The organism is Brevibacterium sp. BDJS002, from assembly GCF_028201555.1.
In the GTDB taxonomy this organism is placed as follows: domain Bacteria; phylum Actinomycetota; class Actinomycetes; order Actinomycetales; family Brevibacteriaceae; genus Brevibacterium; species Brevibacterium aurantiacum.
The window spans coordinates 2664172-2687784 of record NZ_CP116392.1 but is presented as its reverse complement, the minus strand read 5'-3'; the positions used below and the strand labels follow the sequence as shown (position 1 = coordinate 2687784).

General features: G+C 59.6%; 15 protein-coding genes. 6 read left to right on the top strand and 9 right to left on the bottom strand.

Translation table 11 applies throughout. From position 1 onward, the window contains the following. Nucleotides 1-107 precede the first annotated feature (107 nt). From PGC08_RS12435 to PGC08_RS12425, 3 genes are read left to right on the top strand one after another with little or no spacing between them, the layout of a single operon-like run. Nucleotides 108-1841 carry a hypothetical protein gene (locus PGC08_RS12435; protein ID WP_271708530.1) on the top strand — a complete coding sequence of 578 codons (1734 nt, stop codon included), beginning with the start codon at nucleotides 108-110 and terminating at the stop codon, nucleotides 1839-1841. Further along, nucleotides 1835-2989 (top strand): PD-(D/E)XK nuclease family protein, encoded by a 1155-nt coding sequence (locus PGC08_RS12430; protein ID WP_271708529.1) that lies wholly within the window; start codon nucleotides 1835-1837, stop codon nucleotides 2987-2989. The genes PGC08_RS12435 and PGC08_RS12430 overlap by 7 nt, the downstream gene beginning before the upstream one ends. Then, on the top strand, nucleotides 2986-6414 hold the full coding sequence (locus tag PGC08_RS12425) for a UvrD-helicase domain-containing protein (protein WP_271708528.1): 3429 nt from the start codon (nucleotides 2986-2988) through the stop codon (nucleotides 6412-6414). The genes PGC08_RS12430 and PGC08_RS12425 overlap by 4 nt, the downstream gene beginning before the upstream one ends. Here PGC08_RS12425 and PGC08_RS12420 read toward each other — a convergent pair. The 3 genes from PGC08_RS12420 to PGC08_RS12410 form a co-directional block, all read right to left on the bottom strand. Then, entirely contained in the window at nucleotides 6380-7099 is a 720-nt protein-coding gene (locus PGC08_RS12420) for a TY-Chap2 family putative peptide chaperone (protein WP_271708527.1), read from the bottom strand. The genes PGC08_RS12425 and PGC08_RS12420 overlap by 35 nt on opposite strands. Before the next feature lie 79 nt (nucleotides 7100-7178). Further along, on the bottom strand, nucleotides 7179-7979 hold the full coding sequence (locus PGC08_RS12415; protein WP_271708526.1) for a hypothetical protein: 801 nt from the start codon (nucleotides 7977-7979) through the stop codon (nucleotides 7179-7181). After that, complete coding sequence (locus tag PGC08_RS12410; protein ID WP_271708525.1) at nucleotides 7976-9481, bottom strand: ADP-ribosylglycohydrolase family protein; 1506 nt, start codon at nucleotides 9479-9481, stop codon at nucleotides 7976-7978. Before PGC08_RS12410 ends, PGC08_RS12415 begins: the two co-directional genes overlap by 4 nt. A 102-nt stretch (nucleotides 9482-9583) precedes the next feature. Here PGC08_RS12410 and PGC08_RS12405 point away from each other — a divergent pair, with 102 nt between their 5' ends. Beyond that, the gene (locus PGC08_RS12405; RefSeq protein ID WP_271708524.1) at nucleotides 9584-10204 is read left to right on the top strand and encodes an NUDIX hydrolase; all 621 of its coding nucleotides are present in this window, start codon (nucleotides 9584-9586) and stop codon (nucleotides 10202-10204) included. A 21-nt stretch (nucleotides 10205-10225) separates the two neighbouring features. On the opposite strand, the gene PGC08_RS12400 is transcribed toward PGC08_RS12405, so the two are convergent. From PGC08_RS12400 to zorA, 6 genes are all read right to left on the bottom strand, one after another. Next, a complete protein-coding gene (locus tag PGC08_RS12400) occupies nucleotides 10226-11710 on the bottom strand; it encodes an SIR2 family protein (RefSeq protein WP_271708523.1) in 1485 nt (494 codons plus the stop codon). Nucleotides 11711-11854: 144 nt separating this feature from the next. Next, the gene (locus PGC08_RS12395; protein WP_271708522.1) at nucleotides 11855-13066 is read right to left on the bottom strand and encodes a DEAD/DEAH box helicase; all 1212 of its coding nucleotides are present in this window, start codon (nucleotides 13064-13066) and stop codon (nucleotides 11855-11857) included. Then, nucleotides 13045-14895: an SNF2-related protein gene (locus PGC08_RS12390; RefSeq protein WP_271708521.1), complete on the bottom strand. Its 1851-nt coding sequence runs from the start codon at nucleotides 14893-14895 to the stop codon at nucleotides 13045-13047. The genes PGC08_RS12395 and PGC08_RS12390 overlap by 22 nt, the downstream gene beginning before the upstream one ends. Beyond that, a complete protein-coding gene (locus PGC08_RS12385; protein ID WP_271708520.1) occupies nucleotides 14892-16349 on the bottom strand; it encodes an EH signature domain-containing protein in 1458 nt (485 codons plus the stop codon). Before PGC08_RS12385 ends, PGC08_RS12390 begins: the two co-directional genes overlap by 4 nt. 62 nt (nucleotides 16350-16411) lie before the next feature. Continuing rightward, nucleotides 16412-17095: an OmpA/MotB family protein gene (locus tag PGC08_RS12380; protein ID WP_271708519.1), complete on the bottom strand. Its 684-nt coding sequence runs from the start codon at nucleotides 17093-17095 to the stop codon at nucleotides 16412-16414. A 43-nt stretch (nucleotides 17096-17138) separates the two neighbouring features. After that, a complete protein-coding gene (gene zorA, locus PGC08_RS12375; protein ID WP_271708518.1) occupies nucleotides 17139-19025 on the bottom strand; it encodes an anti-phage ZorAB system protein ZorA in 1887 nt (628 codons plus the stop codon). Between the two features lie 440 nt (nucleotides 19026-19465). Between zorA and PGC08_RS12370 the strand changes: the two genes are divergently transcribed. Together PGC08_RS12370 and PGC08_RS12365 are read left to right on the top strand one after the other, a co-directional pair. Beyond that, entirely contained in the window at nucleotides 19466-20461 is a 996-nt protein-coding gene (locus PGC08_RS12370; protein ID WP_271708517.1) for a hypothetical protein, read from the top strand. Nucleotides 20462-20537: 76 nt separating this feature from the next. Then, nucleotides 20538-23612 (top strand): helicase-related protein, encoded by a 3075-nt coding sequence (locus tag PGC08_RS12365; RefSeq protein ID WP_271708516.1) that lies wholly within the window; start codon nucleotides 20538-20540, stop codon nucleotides 23610-23612. Nucleotide 23613: the final 1 nt, after the last annotated feature.

Sequence of the window (23613 nt, the reverse complement as noted above, 5' to 3'; positions counted from 1 at the left end):
CAGGAAAGGACGGGGCAAGTAGCGATGGACTAGTGATCTCTTAATGACACGAGTTGGAAACCCGATCGACGGGGAGAACTTGGTCGAACGTTCTGAAAGGACCAAGTATGCGCATAGTGTTCGGGTGGAATCTTGATCGATCACCATGGTCGACCAGTGATGCTGGCACAACGGTTGTCACCGGTCCGCTCGGTCTGCTCGGGATCCTGCAGACCAGGCTGGGCACGACTCGTCCTACCGTCGACCGTTCTATTCGCATCGCGCAGTATCGATCGCTGCTGGCACGCGCCGACCATCCCTGGTATCGCCGTTCATTCGCGAACGATCCGTGGAACACAGCGGGCCACCTGCTGCAGCTGCGCGACGATGCAATCGAAGCAGGATGGCAGCCGAAAGCAGACGGCCGCGACTACTCCATTCACCCGCGACTCGATGCCCTTTCGGCTGTCGAGAAGCTGGTCGCTTTCGGCTCTTCCCACGACACTTCATCGACTCTCGTTCCCGGACGAGCAGACGATCTGCGGGAAGTTCTCAATTTGCTTCGACTCCACGGTCCGAGCTGGCCGCTCGGCATCGGGTCGATCGAACTTCGTGACAAGCGAAGCGACCTCCCGTGCGTCTGGCAGGACATTCTTAATGCAGCGGAAACCGCCGGTGTCACCATCATCCGCACCCCGCAGCAAACCGAGATTCCAAACCTCACGATCATTCGCGGGCCCGACGAATGGTCCACCGCCGAGGCGGCCGCCCGTTACCTCTCCCACCTGCCCAATCGTGATCGACTGTCCATCATCGCCGGAGATTCGACATCTGTCCTCGACCAACAGCTGTCACGACGGCAGGCTCCAATCTTCGGCACTCCTAGTGCCACCACGACGGCACCATCCGCACAGGTCCTCCCGGTCTTCCTCAGCGCCGTGCTGCCCCCGACCGACATTCGACGTGTGGCGGATTTTCTCCACCTCTCTTTCGGATCCACCGACAGCGACTCACCGGCGAAGAAACTCGTCCCACACGCTGTCTCCTCGCCACTGCTCAATGCGCTGGCACGGGAACCGGGCATCTCCGGCGACCCGGCTTCCGCCTGGATGACAGCACTCCACGAGCTCAAAACGCGGGCCCTCAGCCATCCCGACACCGCGACCAAGGCCTGGGAAGCTGCCCGTACCCTCGACGAGTTACTTCGTGTCACCCCACCGCAGATCCACGACGACGAACTCACCCTGATCTCTCTCGCACCCGCGCTCGACTGGCTGACCACACTTCTGCGCAGACTAAAGGCCCATCACCCGACCAACGTCGAAGAAGCCCAAGCGAACGAAGCTCAAGCCACGACCGACCCCTTCATTGCAGAGACGGTCACCCACCTCGACTCGTTCCGCTCGACCCTCGGCAAGCTCAGAACCGAGACTCTGCGTACTCGTGAACTCTTCGATATCGCCGAATCCTGCGCTCCCACCTCGGTGAGGGCAACCGCTACCGCGCAAGCCGCGGAATGGACCGTCGTCACCGAACCCTCAGCGGTCCCCGTGAATACGGACATGATAGTCTGGTGGGCCTCCCACCGTAGTGGCACCTCCGCTGTCGAAACCTGGGATCCGCCGAGGTTGCCGCCCTCGCCGACGCTGGAGCCCACATCTCCTCGGCCGCCGATCAGGAACGCCTCCGACAGGCAGCAGAACTCAGCGGACTCCGCACAGCGTCTAGCCTGGTGTGCTTCTGCCCGGACACGTTGCGTGGGGAGCAACTCGTCCTCCATCCGACGCTTTCTAGGCTGGCCGAAGACATCGCGGCAACCCATCCGGATCGTTTTACCTCGACCTTTGTCGACTCGGTGCTGACCGATCCGACGATCACCCGGAACGTCGTCGAACTCGTCGACTCAGGAAACCTCGACACCGCGACCTGGAAGCTGCACGACATCATCATCCCGACGACGACCGTCCAGCTCGGGCGGAGCATCCGACCACAGTTGGTCTCCCGGACCCTCGACGGAGATTTCACCCACCTCCTGCCCGAGACCATGTCATACACACAGATCGACCAACTCCTCAGCGATCCCCAGGAATGGATCCTGTCTAGAGCCCTGGGGGTTAGGCGCGGGTACACCTTCGTCATCCCCACCGACAACCGCATGATCGGCACCCTGGTCCACGCCGTCGTCGAACACCTCGTGCGCCATAGTGAACGTGGCGATGGCGCGATACCCCCGGCAGCAAGAATCGCGACCACATTCGACCACTTCGTCCCACGATTCGCCGCGGAGCTGCTTCTGCCCGGACAGCTCGCCCGACGAAACACGATCCGCTCCACCGTACTCGCCTCACTCACCCACCTGTTCACCGCAGCACAGAACCGCGGATTTTACATCACCGGCGCCGAAGAGAACTTCTGCGTCGACTGGACCCTGACCATCGCCGGCACGCCCCGGACGGTCCAGCTGCGTGGACAGCGTGATCTCGAAGGCGCATTCGTTGACGGGCGACCCGTGATCATCGACCTCAAATGGGCGAATTCCGATAAGCGGTACAGGACGATGATCGACGATGGTGAAGCAGTCCAGCTCAGCGTGTACTCCCGCACCACCGACGCGCCGCCTGGTGTACACCCGCTGACGTCCTACTTCATGCTCAAACAGGGCAGATTCGTCTCAACCGACGACTGTCTTGACCCGGACTCGACAGGGAGAGCAGACGCCTTCGACGACGACGGCTATGGCTTGGGCGGAGACCCCGCAGGGCTGTGGCCCATCATTGAAGAATCGGTCGAACATGCCCTGTCGAACATCGTCGCGGGCCGGTTCGACTCCCCGAACGCCGATACTCACGCCGACCTCGATGCCACACCGGGGGAGCGAACCAGTGAAGTCGACAAGGCGCTCAAAGCGATCAAGAAGGAGATTCTGCAAGACGGCCGACTCTTCTGTATCAGGCGGCAGACCTTCAGCGACTTCAACCTCATCTACGGCATAGCGGGAGACCACTCATGAGCGTTCACGTCATCACCGCTTCGGCCGGATCGGGCAAGACCTACCGACTGACCCAGGTGCTCTCCGAACGCCTGTCCCGAACGACAGAAGACAGTGAACCCCTCCTGCGCGCCAACGAGGTCATCGCTACGACGTTCACCGTCCGGGCCGCCGCCGACCTCCTCGAGAAGACTCAGAAGCGCCTTCTCGATGATGGGAACGTGACGGCGGCCGAGGAGATCGGCACTGCCCTCATCGGAACCGTCAACTCGATGTCGGGACGACTCGTGACCGAATACGCCATCGATGCCGGTTTCTCACCGGAGCTGCGGGTGCTCGAAGAGAGCGAGCAGAAGACCGTCTTCGCCACCGCTGTCGACGAGGTCGTCGCGAAGGCCGAATCCACCCATCGAAATCTCCTCGTGAGGACCGGGCACAACGGCCGCCCTGAGGATGTGAACCCCTTCGGCCACGGACCGGTCGCCTGGTCCACACTCGTCAAGGACGTCGCCGAAGCGGCACGGTCGAACCACCTCGGCGAGGCTGAACTGCGTTCCTCTGCTCAGGCCTCGGTTCACCTCTACCTCTCGGCTCTCCCCTCGGAACAGGTTGATGACCGTCAGACGTGGCGGGACTGTTTGGCCGCTGACATCGACGTTCTGCGCGAGATGCTGCGATGCTTCCAGAACGAGGAGGAGCTGCCGGCAGAGGTACCGAAGATGACGAAGACAAGTGCAAGCAATGTGGAGGGCAGCATCGTCACGCTGGAGCATTTCCTTCGCGATCTCGACTCCCATGCCGACGACGCCGATCTTTTCGCACGTACCCCATGGTCGACATGGGTGAAGGTAGCCAAAGCGAACTACTCGGCTGCATCGGGAGGGAAGACGCCTGGAGTGGTACCGAAGGCGGTACTCGAGAACTCGAGTGCACCGCTGGTGTCCGACCAGATACTGTCCAACAGTGCTTTCCACGCCGACATTGCGGCACTGACCGACCTCGTCATCGACACGGCGATCGCCTCACTCAGCGGGTATGAGGAGCATAAGAACCGACTCGGCGTGATGGACTTCGTCGACCAAGAAGTCCGCGCACTCGACCTGCTGCGCACAAACGACCGCGTGAGAGCATCCGTCGCCTCCCGCTACCGGCTGCTCGCCGTCGACGAGTTCCAGGACTCCTCGCCGATCCAACTGGCGATCTTCATGGAACTGGCCGACCTCGTCGACGAGGTCATCTGGGTGGGGGACCGCAAACAGGCGATCTACGGGTTCCGCGGCGCCGACCCGGAACTGATGAACGATGTGTTCGCGGCACTCATCGAGGGAACGACGAATCTGGGCACGGCGACCTCGGAGAACCTCGGCGCATCGTGGCGGTCGACGCAGGCGCCGCTCGAACTGTCGAACACGGTCTTCAGTTCGGTGTTCTCCGAGCAGAAGGAAGACGAAGTGGTCCTGCGCATCCCGCCGGAGCGCGAGCACCTGCGCAGCATCGGCGGCCGCGAACTCTGGGTGCCGAATACGGACAAGGGCAAGGAAGGCAGAGCCAATGGACGGATGGTCAAAGCCATTGCCGAAGGAGTCGTCGACGTCCTGCGGCGCTCGCCTCAATTGCCGAACGGCGAGGTGTCGCCGGGCGATATTGCTATCCTCATGCGCACCAACACACAGGTCGACTCGGTCGTCGCGGAACTGAGAGATCGAGGCATCCGCGCGGTGGGCTCGACCAGCAATCTGCTGGCGACCAGAGAAGGACAGTTCATTGCATCTGGGCTGGCGGCGGTTGTGGACCGCGATGATGCCGTGGCGCTGACCGAACTCGTCACGCTCATGCCCGACCACGGCAGACACGACACATGGTTCGAGGATGCTGCACGGATCGTTGACAGGGAGGAACGGCACAAGCACTACCGGACGTGGTGGGCCGATCCCGCGTTGGCTGGACTGTCCGAACTTGAGGTCAATGCGGCCCGCTACTCGTCGGTTGAGCTGCTGCTTGCCGTAAGCGATGCTTTCGACTTGCCGCAGCGCATCAAAGCGTGGACGAGCCCGGAGACTCGATTGGCCACACTGGATACACTGTGCCAGATCGCCGGTGAGTACGAGGACGCCGCGAAGCAGACGCGCTCGCCGGTCACCCCCGCCGGTCTCCTCGACCACCTCACCCAGGCGGCCTCTGCCTACGAACAGTCCACCGCCCGTGATGCCGTGCTCGTGACGACCATGCACCAGTCGAAGGGCCTGCAATGGCCTGTTGTCATCGTCGGTGTACCTGTCTACAAGGACTTCGGACACAGGGAGATCAGTGTGGAGAAGGCTCCGGTGTTCGACGCCAGGCATCCACTGGCCAACCGGTCGCTGCGGTACCTGCCAGGCGTGATAAAGGACTACGGACCGTTGAAGGAACGCCTCGCAGGCCTCGACACGGTGAGCCGCGCAGGGGAGGCAGAGAAGCGGGAGGCCGATCGTCTGCTCTATGTCGCGCTGACCCGCGCCGAGTGCCACAACATCGTGGCGTTCGGCGATCCCACGGGCAAGAGCAACGTCCTCAGTGCCTCCGTCGATGACGCATTGCTTGAATGGGAGGTCCCGATGATCGGCGACACGTCTTCGCCGGCCGTCGAGGAGTTGGGCGTTCTGCGGATTGCCGGTCTCCGTCGAGCTGAGGCTGACGGTGCGCCTGAGCATCACGAACTGACGATACGGATCACTGCCTTTCCCATCGACGCCGCGTCCGACGGTGCGGGGGAGAGTGGCACGGAAACCCGGTCATTCTTCGCTAACACGGACATACCTACGCGAGCGACGGTTGCTGGTGGACCGGTTCTGCCGGCGAGGTTCACCGCGAGCAGTGTGCCACCCGAAGGCATTGACGCGGAGGTGAGTATCCTTGCCACACTCGGCGAGCCTCTGGTGGAGAAAGGCGGTCGGGACTGGGATCGCATCGGCGATGCGGTCCATGCCTACCTTGGATTGCCTCTCACCGCGCTATCTGACGAAGCACGCTGGGCCGCGGCCGAGCGGATACTGACTCGCTGGGATGCCGGTGGGATCCTGACCGCTGAAATGCTCATCGAGCTCGGCCGACGGTGGAACGCATGGATCGATGCGACGTTCCCCGGCGCCGAGGTGGTCACCGAGGCACCGATCGCGTGGCGCAACGATGACGGTCAGGTGATGGAAGGGTGGATCGACGCCCGCATCGTGCTACCTTGCGGGGAGCACATCCTCGTCGACCACAAGTCGTACCCCGGAACCGATCCGATCGGTCATATTCGTGACAACTACCTGGGACAGCTCTCCGTGTACAGGCAGGCGCTGCAGACGACGCTCGGCACCGTCCCCAAACAGGTGCTCATTCACCTGCCACTGCTGGGAGCCGTTGCCGAGGTGCGCGTGCCCGAATCAGTTAGTCCTGAGTCTGTAAAAGTTGTCGGATCTTGAGCGAAGTGCCCAAGATGTCACGGCGATGCGCGTTATAGGTATCCATGACATCTACAGGTACGGCGTTCGGACGGTGAAGTGTGGCGTTTTCCTGCAGCAAAGCAATGCAACGGCTGTCGCGCAAGACTGCCCAGAAGGACCTTTTCTGCTTCGCTTCCTTCGCATAATGAACCATCGATGTTCTGGCGGATGCGATATCTGAAAAATAGTCTGGAATCTTAACGCTGAACGACGGGCTCGAGCCGGGAGCTGAGTTGCGTACTTCCCAATCTTTAGGCTCGTTCATCGCAAGGAGCAACAGGTGATAGATCACTCTGTAAGTGAGCGTTTTGCGCGTGGTCGTAGGAGTCTGCGCGGGGCCGGGCGCACCCATTGCTGCTTCGAGGAAGCGAGGGACTGCCCTTCGGTCCGTCTGCTCTTGTACCAACTGCCACTCGATTGGGAAGTTGATGTTCCATGCGCCCCGATCGAACCTCGGCGACGCTTCAGGGTGAATGTGTATTCTTCCGTTTCGATTAAGCTCGATGTACCGACTGTCGCTGCTTTGCGGTCCGCCGATTGCCAGGCAGTCGTACTGGTCGCCTCCGGGAAACGTCTCGAACAGCGTGAAGTCCGGGTGACGACGGAGGAACTCCGAAGCAACCCACCAGGACTGCAGGTACACCATTCGCTCTTGCAGGTTCATCGAGAGATTCCATTCGTAAGGGCGCAAGGGATTGCACGACGAGTTAACTGTAGTCGACAGCAGGTGACGTACATGAATTTCAATCGACGATCTCCCAGTCGTCGAATAGGTAGCTCCACGACTCGGAGTCGTCCGTATCGAACTTGGGGTAGATATAGGGCTGGAACAATTTGAGTGATAGCGGGCCTTCGCTCTCTTGGAGCGCATCGAACAAGGCGACTCCCGACTTGAGTGTCGGAGATAAGAGAAGTTCATCGTCGCCTCGTTCAGGCCCATCTTCCGAGAAGGTGCATCTGAGCCAACGACCATCTACTCGAGAGTGAATTCCGCCGAAGCGGTCGAAATAGAAGAGACCCTGCACGGGTGATCCTGTGATATCCCGAAAGACAATGGCAATTCGACTCGTGAGGACGCACTCAAAGTCCAAGCCGAATTTGGCCCTCCGCTTCGTCTCGAGCTCTGCCATTACAACACGCGCACCGTCGTCGAAGTTGCTGATCGCCACATCGTCGGGGGCCGCTGCCCGATAATCTTCGAGTGTCGCGACCGACAGGGTAAGGACAGTCAGTCCGTCGTCCTCGAAGCCGAACAGCCAGATGATCGAGCCGCCATTGCTGGCACGCATGCTCATGCCGTCGCTCATCACCGTTCGTCCTAGAGCGGAGCCATCTTGGAATACGAGGTGTTTGCCGGCCTGTTCGAGGCGGTAGCCCCAGGTCCACTGATTGGCCGCCGGCGAGTGCACCCTGAACGGCCCGCGAGCCAGATAATGTTCGTCTGGTCGAAAACTTTCATCGAGCTCGCCCACCGAACCCAGATTTGTGATGATGAAGTCCTCGTCCTCAGCCTCATCATCACCCGGTAGGAAGTCTTCGTTCACCGTTCTTCTCCTTCGTTGGCGATGCGACGAATGGCAGCCACGAAAGCGGGATTGGGGTCCGCCATCGGGAGGATGGCGGTGACATCGCGCAGCGCATCATCGATTGGCACACCGAGGTGGCGCGCCGCATAGAGAGCACCGACGGCGGGTGTCCGACTGTGTGCCTGTACGCAATGCAAGAGGACGGTCTTGCCCTCCTGCCGCATTCGCGCGACCATATCGGCCGCCTCATAGAGGACGAAGTCGACGTACTGGTTGTCGTCCGGATCATCAGAGTCGACCAACCACGCGCTGACTCTGTCCTCTCGGGCGATGGCACCGGGTACCTGCTTGCGACCGACCCGGCATAGCGAGACGACGGCATCTACATCTCCGGGAAGGTTGTCCAGAGCACCGATGCCTCCGAGGTAGACACCTCGATCATGCGGGTGCGGCACACAGGTTTCGGTACCTCGCCAGTCCGAATAATCGCAGTAGTCAGTGGCAGGCCACGAATTCTCCGATGACCGGCCGTACTCCGTCCACTCTTGAGTCGCTGTGATTGCGTGTTCGACGAGCTCATCAGCCCTCCATCCGGGCCATCCATGGATCCGACGCTTCCATTCCTGAGGAATCGCACTGACTCCATAGGCTGCGCCGATCAAGCCTCCGGCTATGGCCGCAACGGTATCGGTGTCTCCTCCACCTCGGACCGCCATCTCGAGTGCTCTCCGCACATGGCGTGGGTCATTGTCGGCGCGGTCCCCGCTGTGGACGATCGACGACCAGGCGCCTTGAAGAGCTTGGACGACCCACCCATTCTGGGTGAAATGTTCTGGAGCAGACTTTTCCGCCTCCTTGATCCGGGTCTCCCAGAGAACGAACCGATCGGGCTCGTTCGTCTCGGATACGCCCGCTTGAAGCCCAACTCGGATGTCGAGCTCCCCGGTGTCCACAGCATGCTTGATCGCCGCCGACCAGATTGCGCAAGCGGTGACCGCATCGGCATGTGGGTGAGTGAGCTCGCTCTGACCCGCGGCAGTGATCGCGACGTACTCAAGATCCTGCCCGGCGAGACCATAAGGGGCGGTGCGCATCAGCGAGCCGTTGCCGGCGGCATCAGGAAACTGCACCTGAAACTCGCGAGCAGCGACCATTGCTGCTGTATCCAGTTCGTAGAAGTCGCCTCCCGAAGCCAGCCTTGCTTCACCTAGGACAGCGGAAGTCTGGTTGCCGACGTCCTTAGCGTCCTGCATCCAATCGATCCAGCCCTTCACCGCTGAGCGCAAGTTGTAACCGCGCGGGCGCTCGCCGGATGCGATGAGTTCCAACAGAGGTATTGCCATGGAAGTGTCATCGGTCCATTCGCCAGGCTCCCATCCGAAAGCTCCGCCGCCATTCATCTTCACTGCCATATCGGCTGGGTAGGGACCGCCGAACTCGTACGCGGCGCCCAAGGCGTCACCGCAGGCGAGCCCCACCATCACTCCGGCGGCTCTGTCCAAATGTCCTGACTTCTTCATGACCTGTCTCCCCTCCTGGACCCTACCGTGCAGGACCCCCATGGTTAGAGCAGAACTGCGCTAACTAATGACAGATTAGCGCAGTTCTGCTTTAATGTAAACATGGCAGTGTGGATCGATGAGAACGGTAAGCAATTGGCCGACTACCCGCGACCGTCGGTCGCGGTCGATACGGCGCTGCTGACAGTCAGGGACGATGAGTTGAGCGTCGCCGTCGTCGATCGCGGAGCTTCGCAGCGATTGCCGGGAACTTTCCTCCACGAGGGAGAACTTCTCGCCGAGGCGGTCGAGCGGTCACTGCGTCAGCGAGTGGGCCTGCGGGGAGTCGTTCCCCGTCAGTTGCGTACGTTCGACGCGATCAATCGAGACAACCGCGGACGCGTCCTCTCCGTCGCGCACATGATCACCCTGCCGCAGGAGCGGCTGACCGATATCGGCGTCGTCCCCATCGAGGAGGCCGTAGGCCTGGATTTCGACCACGACCTCATCGTCGCCGAGGCGGTCGCCGCCTTACGTCGAGAATATGCGGAGCATCCCGATCCAGCGTGGCTGCTGGGGGAGTGCTTCACTATTCTCGATCTGCACCGCCTGCATCTGGCGGTCGACCCGACAACGGCGCACAAGGACACGTTCCGGCGTGCGATGATGCGCCACTTGGTGGAAACAGACCAGATGGAATCCGGCACGGTCGGCAAGCCGGCGCGACTGTTTCGCCGAGCCTGACCCCTTCGCACTCAACTGAGGTCAGTTGAGGGTGCCGAACCTGCCGATGGCTGCGGACGCAGCCGCAATCGAGGGATCATCGGCTTCATGGTTGAGCGCGTGAATGCTGGAAATGAGATCCTTGAGCCGGCGTTCGGGGTCTGTCAGCTGTGATTCGAACGCTGGATCGAGCAGGTACTCTCGGCTGTCGGTGGAGAGCATAAGCAGGTAGTCGAGGAAGATCTCGAGGATGCGACCAGCTGTCACGGTGTCAGTACCGTGCGGTGCCATCGGCTGTAGTGTGATCTTGTCCTTCCACGCTTTCTGCTCGAGGGAATCGTCCGCAAGAGTCAATGCGATGGCTCTTCGCGCTATCGATTCGGGGGAGACCTCGCGGACATCGTGGAGGATCTGGTGGAAGTGGTCATCGCCGAGTCCGAAACCAATGAAGACAAGGCGTTTCGTCACCAGGCTGGCCTTGACGAGGGCCGCGAGGACATTGCGGTTGGCGTCGAAGCCGAGGTAGTCACTGCGCGTCAGTACGATGGTCGAGGTATCGGAGACATTGCCATGCATCTTCAGAAGCCACCGAGAGGCTTCAGGGTTCTCAGTTCCGGGGATGACTGCGCAAGTATTCCCGGCATCTTCGCTCGCAATCTCGAATAACTCGTCGTAGTTGAGCGTGATTGCTTGGTTGAGAGGCAGATTGGCGATGAGAGTCGGTGCCAATCCGTAGGCCGTCTTCTTCACTAATTCGGCGACCGCCGTATTGAACTCCTCTGGGCTGGGGTAGAGGTTTTTGAGGATCTCGGCTTGGTCGAGTGGGCCTTTGGCCGCCAGCGAGGCCTTTTCCACCTCGGTGAGTTGATCGGCGACTTCGACGCTCAGTTGGGAAACGAGCGTCGGCCACGATGGTGCGCCGGCGGAAATGCTGATGCCAGCTCCCAGGAATGGCACTATGTTGCCTGATACGCAGTCTGGTGAGAGGTCTTCTGCAGCCTGTTTGACCTCAGGAGAAAGCCCGGTCCATTGTGAGTGTTGGTTCTCGCGTCGGATGCGCTGCGCCAGTCCCATCTGTGCGGCGCTTCGGACGACGATGACAATATCGACGAGGCGGCGCACCGCAGCGAACTCAGCAGCTTCAAGGACGCTCCGGATGAGGTCGCCGAGAACTTCCGCTCCGCCTCCGCCACCTGATCCGATGACCGGCATCGCCAGCAATGGGAACGGCCGGGCCCCTGCCCTGCCAGATTCTGAGACGGCAGCGGCTGCTGTTTCGGCGAAACAGTCGATGATGTCGGCGAAGTCAGAGGCATCATCGAAACCGAAGTAGGGAACTGCAGTCAACACCGGAATCGGTCCGGCTTCGTCCCAAGTCTCAACTGCGGCCGCGTGCGTCTCTCCTGCAAAGAACGCGTCATCAGAGAACTTCTTGATTGCTTCGAGCAGCGCTGGATTGTCTTTGGTCCAATAAGAGCGCACCGACAGTGTGCGGTCCGTCGGCACCATCCAGGCGTCGCAAGCCATATGAGTGAGGTCTCCGCGTGTGACAAAGACATGCGGCATTGGGGAATGCGGTGGGACCGAAGCTCGCGAAGAGTCGTTCATGGTTCCATTATCGCCACATACAAGTCATAGCCGGAAAATGCCACCGCCACCGTCGCCCAACCCTCAGTCGGCGACGGCAGTGGCCTGCTTCGCATCCAGAATGCCCATTCGACGCATCAGCTCGTCTTCCACTTGTCCAGGGATCACCACGGCATCTTTCAGATCAGTCTTTGAGCGCAGCAAGGTGTCCAAATTGACGTCGAATGACTCGAGAGTCGGGTGGTTCGAAAGGGGCAGGTATACATGCACGGGTTTCGTTTGCCCGATTCGGTAGATCCTGTCCGTCGCCTGGGCTTCCTTAGCCGGGTTCCAGTGGCGCTCGAGATGGATCGCGTGATTCGCACCTACCACTGTCAGACCCACGCCGACAGCCAAAGGCGACATGATGATGAGGTTGAAGCCAGGTTTCGACTCGAAGTCGGAGATGATGCTTTTGCGAGTTCCTCTCGTCTTCGATGAGCTGCTCGCGACCGCCTTCGTCTCACCATTGACGATCTTCGGTGTGAACCCGTATCGATCGTGGAGCCAAACAGCCAGACGTGCCTGCACGGCTTTGGTCATCACGAAGATGATTGCCTTCTCGTCGGCCTTATGGACGTCATCGAGGACCTGGACCATCCCGTTGACACGCGCAGAAAGATTTGGGTCCCAGGCCGCTCCCGATTCTGAAAGCGTCGCCGGGTGCAGACTCACGCTCTTCAGTCGTTGAATGGTTTCGAGTGCACCGCCTTTCCGCGGGCGATGCATCTGCAGCACGCGATCGTAGGCGGTTCTCTGGGCTGAAGGCATCTCGTTCGAGAGCCGCTCGTCGTATTCGTACCCCGGCTTCAGAGCCGAGTCGGACGAACCGGCTCCGAGCCCGGTGTAGATGGTCTTCGTCGGGAGGGCATCGATATTGTCTTCCTTCGTTCGCCGCAGCATGAAACGCCCGATCGTGTCGCGAAGTTCTCTGCCATGCGCCGCTTGTTCGTCAACCGATGCGTTCTCGACACTCTTGATCCACCGTTCCCGGAAACTGCTCCAGTCACCCAGCAGATCCGGCTGAGCGGTATCGAGCAGGTTCCAGATGTCTCGAAGCGAGTTCTCAACGGGCGTACCAGTGCACAGCAGTTTGAAATCGGCTTTGAGGCCCTTCGCGGCTCGGGAAGCGAGTGTCTCAGGGTTTTTGATCTGCTGAGCCTCATCGAAGACTACAGCGCCCCAATCCACCTGGCCCAATGACAGTTGGTAGCGTCCGAGGTTCTGATACGTGGTCAGCACCAGTCGTCCAGGCATGTCAGCCGACGCTCCTTCTGCGTCGCGCCGACTCGAAGTGAGAGTCGAAGTGCTGACTCGTCGACCATGCCGTGATCGTCGAGCAGAGCCGCTGCTGCTCGGGACTCTGCCCCACGGCCTTGGATCCTGAATCTGTCCTGATCGCGCGAGGACTGCAGAACGACCACGTCGTCGAAGGGGTGCTCCGCGAAGGCGTTCTGGAGTTCGTCCTCCCAATTCTCGATGAGGGAGAGCGGGAGCACCGCAAGAATCGGCTTGACTTGGCCAACACTGCGCTTCTGCTCGTTCGTGAAGTCTCGCAGAGCGACCAGCGTCATGAAGGTCTTTCCCAGCCCCATGTCATCTGCAAGGAGGCCGCCCTGCACCCGTGCTTGAGCTTCTCGAGTCTCCAAGGACGCCGCCATCATACCCGCGGCCCAGGCGATCCCATCTCTCTGGTGAGGGAAGGGCGTGAATTTGAGGCCCGAGAGGTCCGGAACATAGTTCGCTGCCGCGTTCTCAGCCTGCTCCCGCAGCTCTTCGGAACGATCGCGGCTGTCGGAGATATACATTCCGACTTGCACCGTCTCTTTCGTCGCTTCAGGAACCTTCGCATCGTCAGTCCGTGCGGCGACCTTTCTGGCTGCCTTGCTGATTGCCTCGTCCGTCGCCTCCGAGTTGGAGATGTCCACGATCTTCTCATCATGGGTGATCGTCGACTGCTCGTGATGCCGTGCGGACTCGACCTTCTCTTTGACATCCTCGAGCTCTTCGTCGGAATCGATGAGCCCCTCCAGGGCTTCTGGCGAAAGGATCTCCGAGGCTGCCGTCAACCAATCGATCCCCGATTCGTCAGCCTCAGTGAAGGTCAGCGGCACGATGGCACCGATGCCTTCGACACGGACCCCGAAGGAGATGTCGAGGTCGACAAGCGAGGGGTCGAGGAATTCGCCAGGGGCAGCAAGAAACGCGTCGCGTTGCGTCGCCGGGATCCTGCGATTACGGCTGATCTCTCTGACCCCAGCCTTCTGCTGTTCGTGAAGTAGGATCAGGCGGTCGTCGATCCGAAGGACGTCGCTTCTATCAAGCTGCTGTTCGTAGTCCAGGACGCCGATATCTGAGGTGCCCTCGCCGAGGTTGGGGCTGAGTTCAAGAGAGCCGTCCGCATGCTGTGTGACGGTCACCTCGACCTTCTCCGGCACCGTCGTGTCGAACTTCTCGAGGTGGCCCAGGTCGAAGTCCAAGGGACGGCTCCGGCAGTCGTTCAACGACTGATGTTTCGCTTCCTGAAGCCGAGCGACCAAGGATACGTTCGCCGCCTCGGTGCGTTCATTCGGCACCAGATCTGCGTGGTGATCGATTGCCTCAAGCACGTCGAATTCCGCAGGCGTGAGAACGTACTCGTCAGCCCCAATGGTGATGATCGCGCCATGTCGTTCGACAGGTGCACGAATGCCTTCGACCTCGAAGTATGGGGTGACACGAAAATGGCTGCTCGTTGTGTTGCTCGTGACCTCGGTGCGCAAAGTACCCGGGACAGTGCCGGGAAGCCCGAGGAGATCCGAGATCTCAGCGTCGAGTCGGGAGACATCCCTCGCTTCCATCCGGAATCCGTTCGGGAGGCGGATCGCGTCCCCTTGCTCTTCCAACAGGCCGAGAACCGTGTACTGCTCCAAAGCGCGACCGGAACCGCCGCTTTCTGACAGTTCTGCCCAATCCTGAGTGCCGATGCGGAAGTTCGCAGCAGTCGAGTCGAAGTCGGGGACGAACTCGAGCAGCGACCACTCGTCGGCGGCGTGAGCGGTTCGTTCGCCCAGAATTCGTTTGAGGGTCTCACGGAGGCTCATCATTCTTCTCCCTGGCTTGGGCGTCGCCAATTCTTCGGCCGCACGGGCAGTGGCTTCGTGGCAGAGACATTCTGATAGGTCTCGGCCGTCATCACGTCTTCAGGGGGCACATACTGGCCTGCCCGTTCGATGAAGAGGAGCGCATCTGAGATCCACTTCTTGTGCACGTTGTGCGTGAGTGAGACGTAGTCTTCGCCGTAGCGGCGGTCGCGTTCGATTCCGAGCTGGAAGGAGTAGTTGTTGATCCGGGTCATTTTCCAGTCGGACATGATCTCAGGTGGATCACCACGGAGCACTCGCATCTTGAAGTTGTGGGATCCCTCAACGATGTGGAAATCACCGCAGTTCATAAAGATCACTGCAGTGCTGCTGTAGTTGCCTCCGATGATCGGCGTAATGCTCGTCCTCAGATCTGTGCCCATGATCTGACGAATCGCAGATCGTGCCGAGGGACCCGCGAACAGGCGAGTCTCCCGCACCATCTTGAGCTCGAGAAGTCCTTTTAGGAACCGCTCACGGTCGGAGAACATCCGCAGGAGATCCGACTTGTGGTTTTTTCTGCCGAAGACTTCGACGGCTTCGAGGAACAACCTGATGTCTTCCCCAGAGAGCCATGCGATGACTCGTTGCACGTTCTCAGGTGGAATACGTGCCCACCATTTATTCCAATTGACGGTTCCGCGGGCGCGAGGGTCATCGCCGATCTTGAGGATCGTGCTCTCCCACTCACGGCTCGGACTGTCCGTTCGGTGGTCGGTCATCGCTTCGAGGACTAGATGCCCAAAACGGCGGCCTCCGGATGCAGATGCGTCGGCGACATCCGACTGGCATAGATCAGACAGCCAATCGTATGACTGTTGAGGATCGGCATTCGCAATGCGATCAAGATAGAGCCGCTGCCGGGCTGCTTCGGCATACTGCCCCTTTGCGTAGTCGCCGAGCCCCGCATCTCGCATCACCGAAGGCAGGTCCCGATCCTGTTCAAGAGCAAGCCGCGCTATCGCGCCGGGAGCGTCTTTGCCGATGACGACCTCGGGACGCTCACGGACAGCGAACAGGACATCCCGGCTGTGCACGGTCGACTGTTGTGAGACGGCCCGCTGCAGCCGTTCGGCCGTCATCGGGAACAGCCCCTGGTCCCAGTCGTCCAGGTGATCAAAATATGTGAAATAGACGTTCGCGAGTGCGAACGTGAAGAGCCTGGTGAAACTGCCGTTGTCACAGACTGTCTGGAGGACCGGGGTTCTCATTGTCTCTTCCGCAAGTCTTCTGTCACCTGACCATATTGTGACGATGGCACGGCAGATCTTGCGGTCGTCCAACTCGGGGTGCAGCTCTGGATGCTCGGAGGCAAGTACAGCTCGTGCCCGTTGGCTTGTCTCCACGCTCAGGCCGGGATTGTCGATTCTTCGGCTCATCGCCTGAGCATCGACGGCCAGTTTGTCCCAGGTCGTCATGTCGTGGCTGCTCCACCGCAGGATGCTCGCATTCGCTGACGGGAGAGGAAAGTCCAGAGTCATCAGCCTGTGACTTCGCGTTCGATCTCTTTGAGCTGATCGGAGTCCGCGCGCATGATCGTGAATCGGATGTCGATTCGTCGGTTGGCTGAAGCGCCGGCGTCAGTCGACTGGTTGTTGTTCATCGGTCGAGTCTCTCCGTAACCCGATACAGAGAACAGCGGCTGTCCGTCTGGCCCCTGCATCTTCGCCAGTTGTTCATTCCTAGGCAGGTCGTCCTCCCAGAGCTTCCAGAGGGAGATAGCGCGGAATGTCGACAGTCCCCAGTTGCCTGTGCCTTCCAGACCTTTGTAATTCGCATTGTCAGTGTGGCCTTCGACGAACACGGTATCGAGGAACTTGGTGCCCTCGTGTTGTTCGATTGCGGTAGCAATGACCTCGCCGATCGCCAATGATTTGCTTGTGTACTGCTTCTTGATCTCATAGGAGCCCCGGTCGAACCCCAATGAGTCATTGGGGATGCTGATGACCGAACCGTTCTGGGCAACGACGACCTCAATGCCTTGGGACTTGAGTTCGTCTTGAATCTCATCAAGCATGTCTTTGCGAATGGTCTCCGCTTTGCTGGAGTTCGCGATCTGTTCGCTGAGATCATCGGTCTGCGCTTTGAAGTCCTTCTGTGCCTGCATCAGTTGAATGGCGAGGACTACGACGACCAGAATGAAGACGAACAACACTCCAGTCATCACATCGGTGAACGATGACCAGTAGTTGGTCTCTTTCGATCCGTCAGCGGAGGACCGCCTTCCGCGTGTAAGCGCCACTCTTGTTCACCCCCTCGAGCTCGTCTACGACGCCCTCTAGCGATTTCGCGATTTGCAGCATACTGGTGGCGTAATCAGTGCTCTGCTTGTTCCACTGATCGAGCCGCTCATCGGTCTGCGAACTCACAGTGTCGGAGTACGCGGCAAGCCATTCGGCCATCCTCTTCGCAGTCTGTTCGATGCTTTGGGTCAGACTTGTCTTCGCTCCGTCGAGGGAGGAGCCGAGGCCCAGCAGGAACTCCGCCTGGTGTTGGCGCATTTCGTCGAACGCCGTTTTAGCTTCGTGGGCGGCTGCTGCTAACCGTTCGCCCGCACTGCTCGAGTGACTGGTGATCTGGTTGATGGCGGTTGAGTGCTGATCGAGTGCCTGGAGCGACAGCGACTGCTGCTGGCTGACTGCTTGGATACTTGAGACCGCATCTAAGAGATTGCCGGAGACTGTCCGGGTGGTCGCCGAGAATCCGTCTGCAATAGTCTTGAGGTCAGCAGAACTTGCCGCCATATTCTTGGCAGAGGTTCCCATCAGTCCCTGGGTCTCGGACGTGAGTTCAACGAGGCGCGCGATGTTCGTTTCGAGCGAATGCTGGCGGTCGTTGGCGGCTTCGGCCAGCTCTCCGAACTGCCGCTGCAGCACATCGGTCTGTTCGCTCGCCTCGGCTTTGAAGCGTGCCAGGGACTCAGTGGAAGTCGTCTGCAGCTGTGCGAGGGTTTCAGCGTATGCAGCACGGTCGACTTCGGCCTGTTCTCTCGCCGCAGTCGAGGCGACGGCGTGGTTTTCGCGGTCTTGTCTTGCCTGGTCCTGTGCCGCTGCCAACATCTGAGTGACACCGGAGCTGGTCGCCTGAGAGCTGTCCGCAGTCGTCTTCTCAATTCGCTCGAGCGTGTTTCCGATCTGACTGCTCAATGACGAGACAGATTCGACAAGGTCTAGCGACGCGGATTTCATCGCGGTCGCCTGTGACTTACCCATGCCCTCGAACGCCTCACTGAAGCGACCGACCAGGCTCTCGAAGACTTCGCCCGATTGACGCGATGTCGTTTCGCTGAGACTCTCCATTGCGGGCGCGAGAGCGACGTTGATGGCACCGATGATGGCGTTCTGCATGTCGCTGCTCAAACCCTGGACGGATTTCTGGAACTCAACGCCGATCTTCTCGTGGAGCTCGTTGAGCGACTGCGCGATCTCTCGAGTGTTCTGTTCGACTTTCTGGATGCCGAACTCAGCCGAGTATCGCTCGAAGTAGCTGTCGATTTCCGATACCAGCGTATTGATCGCACCGGCAGTTCGAGTTTGAATGTTGGAGAGGACGCCGGTGGCGATCAGGCTCATCAACACTCCGAGGCCTGAAGCCGAGAACGAGAGGCCGGCTGTTGTCAGCAGGGTCATGACGCTTTCCTGCAACGCATCGATGTCTGTGTCGCCGCTCAGGTCGAGGCCCATGAGGCCGAAGGTGAGCTTGAAGAACGTTCCTCCCACGCCGATTGCGATGAGGGTTCCGGGCAGTGCCTGGATCCATCGATTCTCGAATAGAGGTCCAGCCAGGGAGTGGGAGTTGAAGAAGAACTCGGCTTCGACCGTCGACCGAGTCCTGCCAACCCGAAGATCATCAACCAGAGTCTCATCGAATTCGACCCAGACGTCGCGGACCGTATCTGAAGCTTTTGCAGCTTTTTGCCGTGCTTGGACGCGTGAGTTCTTCGCGGCATTTAACAGCGTGTGGACTTCAGAGATCCTTGCCTTGGAGGCTCGGTTCTCGCGAGTCGCGACTATGGCGAACTGAATGAAGAAGACAAGGATGCCGGCAAAGGCTATGCCGAAGACAGCCCACGTGAGGAAGGACCAAATGCTCACAGAGTTCAAGCCTTTCAAAGTGAAGGGGTAGGCCCCTCACATGTTTCTGGGCCGAGGTGGGCTTGCTCACTTCCGCGGGGGTGAACTCAGTATAAGTCGAGACCACTGACATAGATTGCAAATCGCACCTGAAGTCCACTATCTGTAACTAGTTTGTGACCGTAAAAGGCAAGTTTGCTGGGTCGTTCGCGGCCACTTGGCACTCGGTCGTTTGTAACAGGGGCTGCTGAAGGTCGAGTAGGGTCCAAGACAAGATCGGGTTCTACGAAGGGCGTGAAAATGAACGACTATATGCGTGCAGATTCAAACGGACTAGGGCGTCTACTGGCATCCGAGAATTCAGCAACAGATCTCTTGGCGATGCTGATTGACCTGGACCGGCGCCGGTCTCCTATTTGTTCGGCCTTCCTGATGACGAGTCCTACGTTGCAATGAGAGAGGTGCAGACGCAGGGAAAAGGACGACTCGACCTGGTCCTTCGAGGAGATGACAGCAATGAGATCAAGGCTGCGTTGGAGATGAAGGGAGCTTCCTCAATTCACGGGGATCAGCTTGAAGGATACGTATCGTGGGCATCTGCAGTGTCTTCGCCCCCTCCTCGCCTGTTCTTCTGCGCTTTCGACGAAGAGGAAGCGGGTGTAGACACCCAGTGGACCAGACTGCGTCTCAAGGATGTTTATGCGCGCTGGCAAGATTCGGCTCACCCACACGCCTCCTGGCTGGCGAAAAGCATTGTGGAGACCTTTGACCTGTGGGATAACGAGGCGGAAGGCTACTTAGGCGCGAGCACCGGATATTACGTCAATGACATTGCGACCAAGCGAATTGCAAGGGAGCTAGTGCCCAAACTGAATGAGGCTGTGGCACCTGCAAACGCCAATCCGACACGAGATAACGCCGGTAGTCCAATGGTATTTGCTTGGGCTGCTCACCCGCGTGACAGAGACGACTGTTCCGTCTCGGTCGGAGTGGATCTCCGAACTTCGCCTCGCAGGCTCAACGGGAAGACTTGGAAATTTCGTCCTCACATCGAAGTCGACTTGATCGGCTCAGATGATCGAGCCCTGCGAACACGACACGAGGCACAATCACTGGCCTTCGATCTTGCCAGCCGAATTCATCAGTCAATGAGTTGCAGTTCGCTGAAGGAAGAACTGTCCAAAAGAGGATTGGAAAGTGTGGCAAGTGCTTTGAGCGGGGGAAGGTACGACGGGTTCAAAAGGCCTGCTGGCACCTTTGACTTTGACGAACACCACCAGCAGATCGAGGACGCGGAAAAGTACCCCGGAGCCGGGCCATTCGGAGGTGACAAAGGTCTGCGAATCGCGACGATCCTTGACCTCGACGTGACCTCATTGACGAGGTACGACGTTGCAGACCTCATCGCAGAGACGGTGTCTATCCTGCACGCGGCTGCAGCGTCGAATCTCGACTGAGGGCATAGACGTGCAAGTCGGTGCATCCGAGATAACATGACGACAGTAGTGCCCGTCTTCTCGTGAGGTTTGTGTAATGGTGTCTTCGCAGCCAGTGGTCTCCCCGACGATCGACGGCGACCGTCCAGCAAGTCCGATGGAGGAAGGCAATTCACAAGCAGCCACCCTCGCGCCCGGCTCCGTAGTCGAAGTCCGCGACGAAGAGTGGCTCGTCACCGGCGTCCAGACCATCTACGAACGTGCCAACCACCAGGAAGTCACCCCTACGAGGCCTGTCCAGCGCATCGAAGTCCAGGGGCTCTCCGAACTCGTCCGTGACACGAGCGCCATCTTCTACGACTCGATTGACACAGTCACTCCGGTCGACCCCAGACAAGCCCCGCTGATCAACGACCCCAGCTCCGGGTACCGCGATGCCAAACTTTGGCTCGAAGCGACTCTGATGAAAACTGCGACAGCGGTCGAAGACACTAATCTCACTGTGGCCGATGGGATGCTCATCGACCCGAAGGAATATCAGCAGACTCCGGTGAGGAAGATCCTCGACCCGAGCAATCTCCGTCCTCGCATTCTCCTCGCCGACGCAGTGGGTCTTGGCAAGACGATCGAGATCGGCCTCATCCTCGCCGAGCTTATCAAGCGTGGGCGAGCCGATCGCATCCTTGTCGTGACGCCCAAACACGTCCTCGAACAGATGCAGCATGAGATGTGGACGAAGTTCGCCATCCCGTTCGTGCGCCTCGATTCGCAGGGCATCCAGCGGATCCGTCAGAAGCTGCCTGCCACGCGCAATCCCTTCACCTACTTCAAACGCGTGATCATCTCGATCGACACACTGAAATCGGACAGGTACCTCGCCCATCTGCGCAAACACAAATGGGACGCCGTGGTCATCGACGAATCCCACAACGTCACCAACACTAGTTCGCTCAACCACCGGCTCGCGGACACGCTGGCTAAGAATACTGACGCGCTGATCCTCGCCAGTGCCACCCCGCACAACGGCAAGAAGGAATCCTTCGCCGAACTCGTCCGCCTTCTTGAACCCACCGCGGTCAAACCAGATGGGAACCTCGAGGAAGAAGCCGTCAAGAAGCTCATCGTCCGTCGCCACCGCTACTCGGAAGACGTGAAGAAGGAAGTCGGTGCTGATTGGGCCGAGCGCAAAGAGCCCCAGGCTCGAATCGCATACGCCAGCCCAGAAGAGAACGCTGTCGCAGAGGAACTCGATCAGATCTGGCTTCACCCAACCGGGACAAGTCCATACTCGGGAAAGACCAGCCTCTTCCCGTGGACTCTCGCCAAGGCATTCCTCTCCAGTCCCGAGGCGCTCATCGAGACAATCGACAACCGTCTCCGAACTCTCAAGGCGCACGAAGTGACCGAAGAGACGACACGAGAAGCCCGGGCTCTCAATCGCCTGCGCGAATACGCCGCATCCAGCCTCGAGGCAGTCGATCACAATCGAGCGGCCAAGCTGCCGCAGACAGGCAAATACGGTGCCCTGCTCAGCTATCTCGGTGACATCGGCATCGGCCCGAGAAGCGAGACCAGAGTCGTCATCTTTGCTGAACGAGTTGCCACACTCCACGCGCTGCAGACCAACCTCAAAAAGGACCTCAAGCTCAAAGATGACCAGGTCGCAGTCCTGCACGGTGGTCTTTCCGACGTCGAACAGCAGGACGTGGTCGAATCTTTCAAGAAGAAGAGCTCACCCATCCGTGTGCTCGTCACCGGCGACGTCGCGTCTGAAGGTGTCAATCTGCATTCGCAGTGCCACGAACTCGTTCACTTCGACATCCCCTGGTCACTCATCCGCATCGAACAGCGCAACGGTCGCATCGACCGCTACGGGCAGACTCAGCGACCACAGATCACCACATTGGTGCTGCAACCTGACTCAGAACGCTTCTCTGGTGACATTCGAGTCCTGAAGAAACTCATCGAGAAGGAAAACGAAGCGCATACCGCCCTCGGTGACGCCGCCGCGCTCATGGGAAAATACACCGCCGAGGCTGAAGAGGAAGCCATCAAGACCGCGCTCGCCAAGGGGCAGGATGTCGACGACATCGTTGCGGACGTCGGACAAGCGACCCAAGGCAACGAGATCCTCAATCTTCTCCTCAGCACGCTGCCTGAAGAGTCCGAAGAGTCGGACGCTGATAGCTCAGATAGCAACAGAGCGGGCGTCGCTGAGACCCGCAATGCCACAGGACTGGCTCTCTACTCCTCCCCAGTTGATTTCCTCCACGACGGCCTCGCCATGGTCTACCGGAACCACCCGGAGCAGCGTCCCTCCGTCGATGGCAGCGGCGGTGTGAGTTGGAACTACCATTCGCGGGAATCTATCGCGGAGCTCGAGCCGCCTCGGGATATGTGGTCCCGATTGGAGAGCCTGCCGCAGACTTATCTCAAGGATCGTGGCGTCAAGGCGAACTTCAAACTCGCCACGACCAAGTCCACCGGTCGAAGACTCGTCGACGCTGCCCGCAATTCGACAGACGCCAAGAACGATTCCCTGTGGCCCGAAGCGCTCTACTTGGGCCCGCTTCACCCGGTACTCCAGTGGGTTGCCGACCGTGCCCTGTCTCGTGTGCCCAAGCGCGGCGGAATCTACGTCGTCCGCGCAGATGTCGCGGCCCCGACCGTCGTCGTCCACGCCGGTCTGACGAACCGACGAGGTCAGATGGTCTCGAGTGTCTTCCGCACTGTGACATTCCCCGGCAATGATCCCGCCTTCGGACTGACCGGCGAATATGAAGACGCGGGTGCACTCATCGCTGACCTTGGGCTGCGAAGCAGGCTCCCAAACCCTGGACTCATCGACACCGACATGTATCAGTCCCTCGTGCCGGCGGCGATCGATGCAGTCGCCGACAGCCTTGATGAGGTCATCGATTCCGGCAAACGCCGAATCGAACAACGCGTCAACGACTGGTTCTCCCGCAACGAGAAATGGAAACAGGGTGCCCTCGACTTCACTCAGGTATCAACGTTGAAGAAGCGGATTCGAACCGTGGACGAGGAGAAAGAACTCATCACGTCAATGCAGCCGAACCGAAGTCTGTTACGACCATTGCTCGTGGCCGTTCCGACCGAGACACCAGTAGCGAACGACACAACCGTCGTCGAGAGCGCAGAGGAGAACTGAC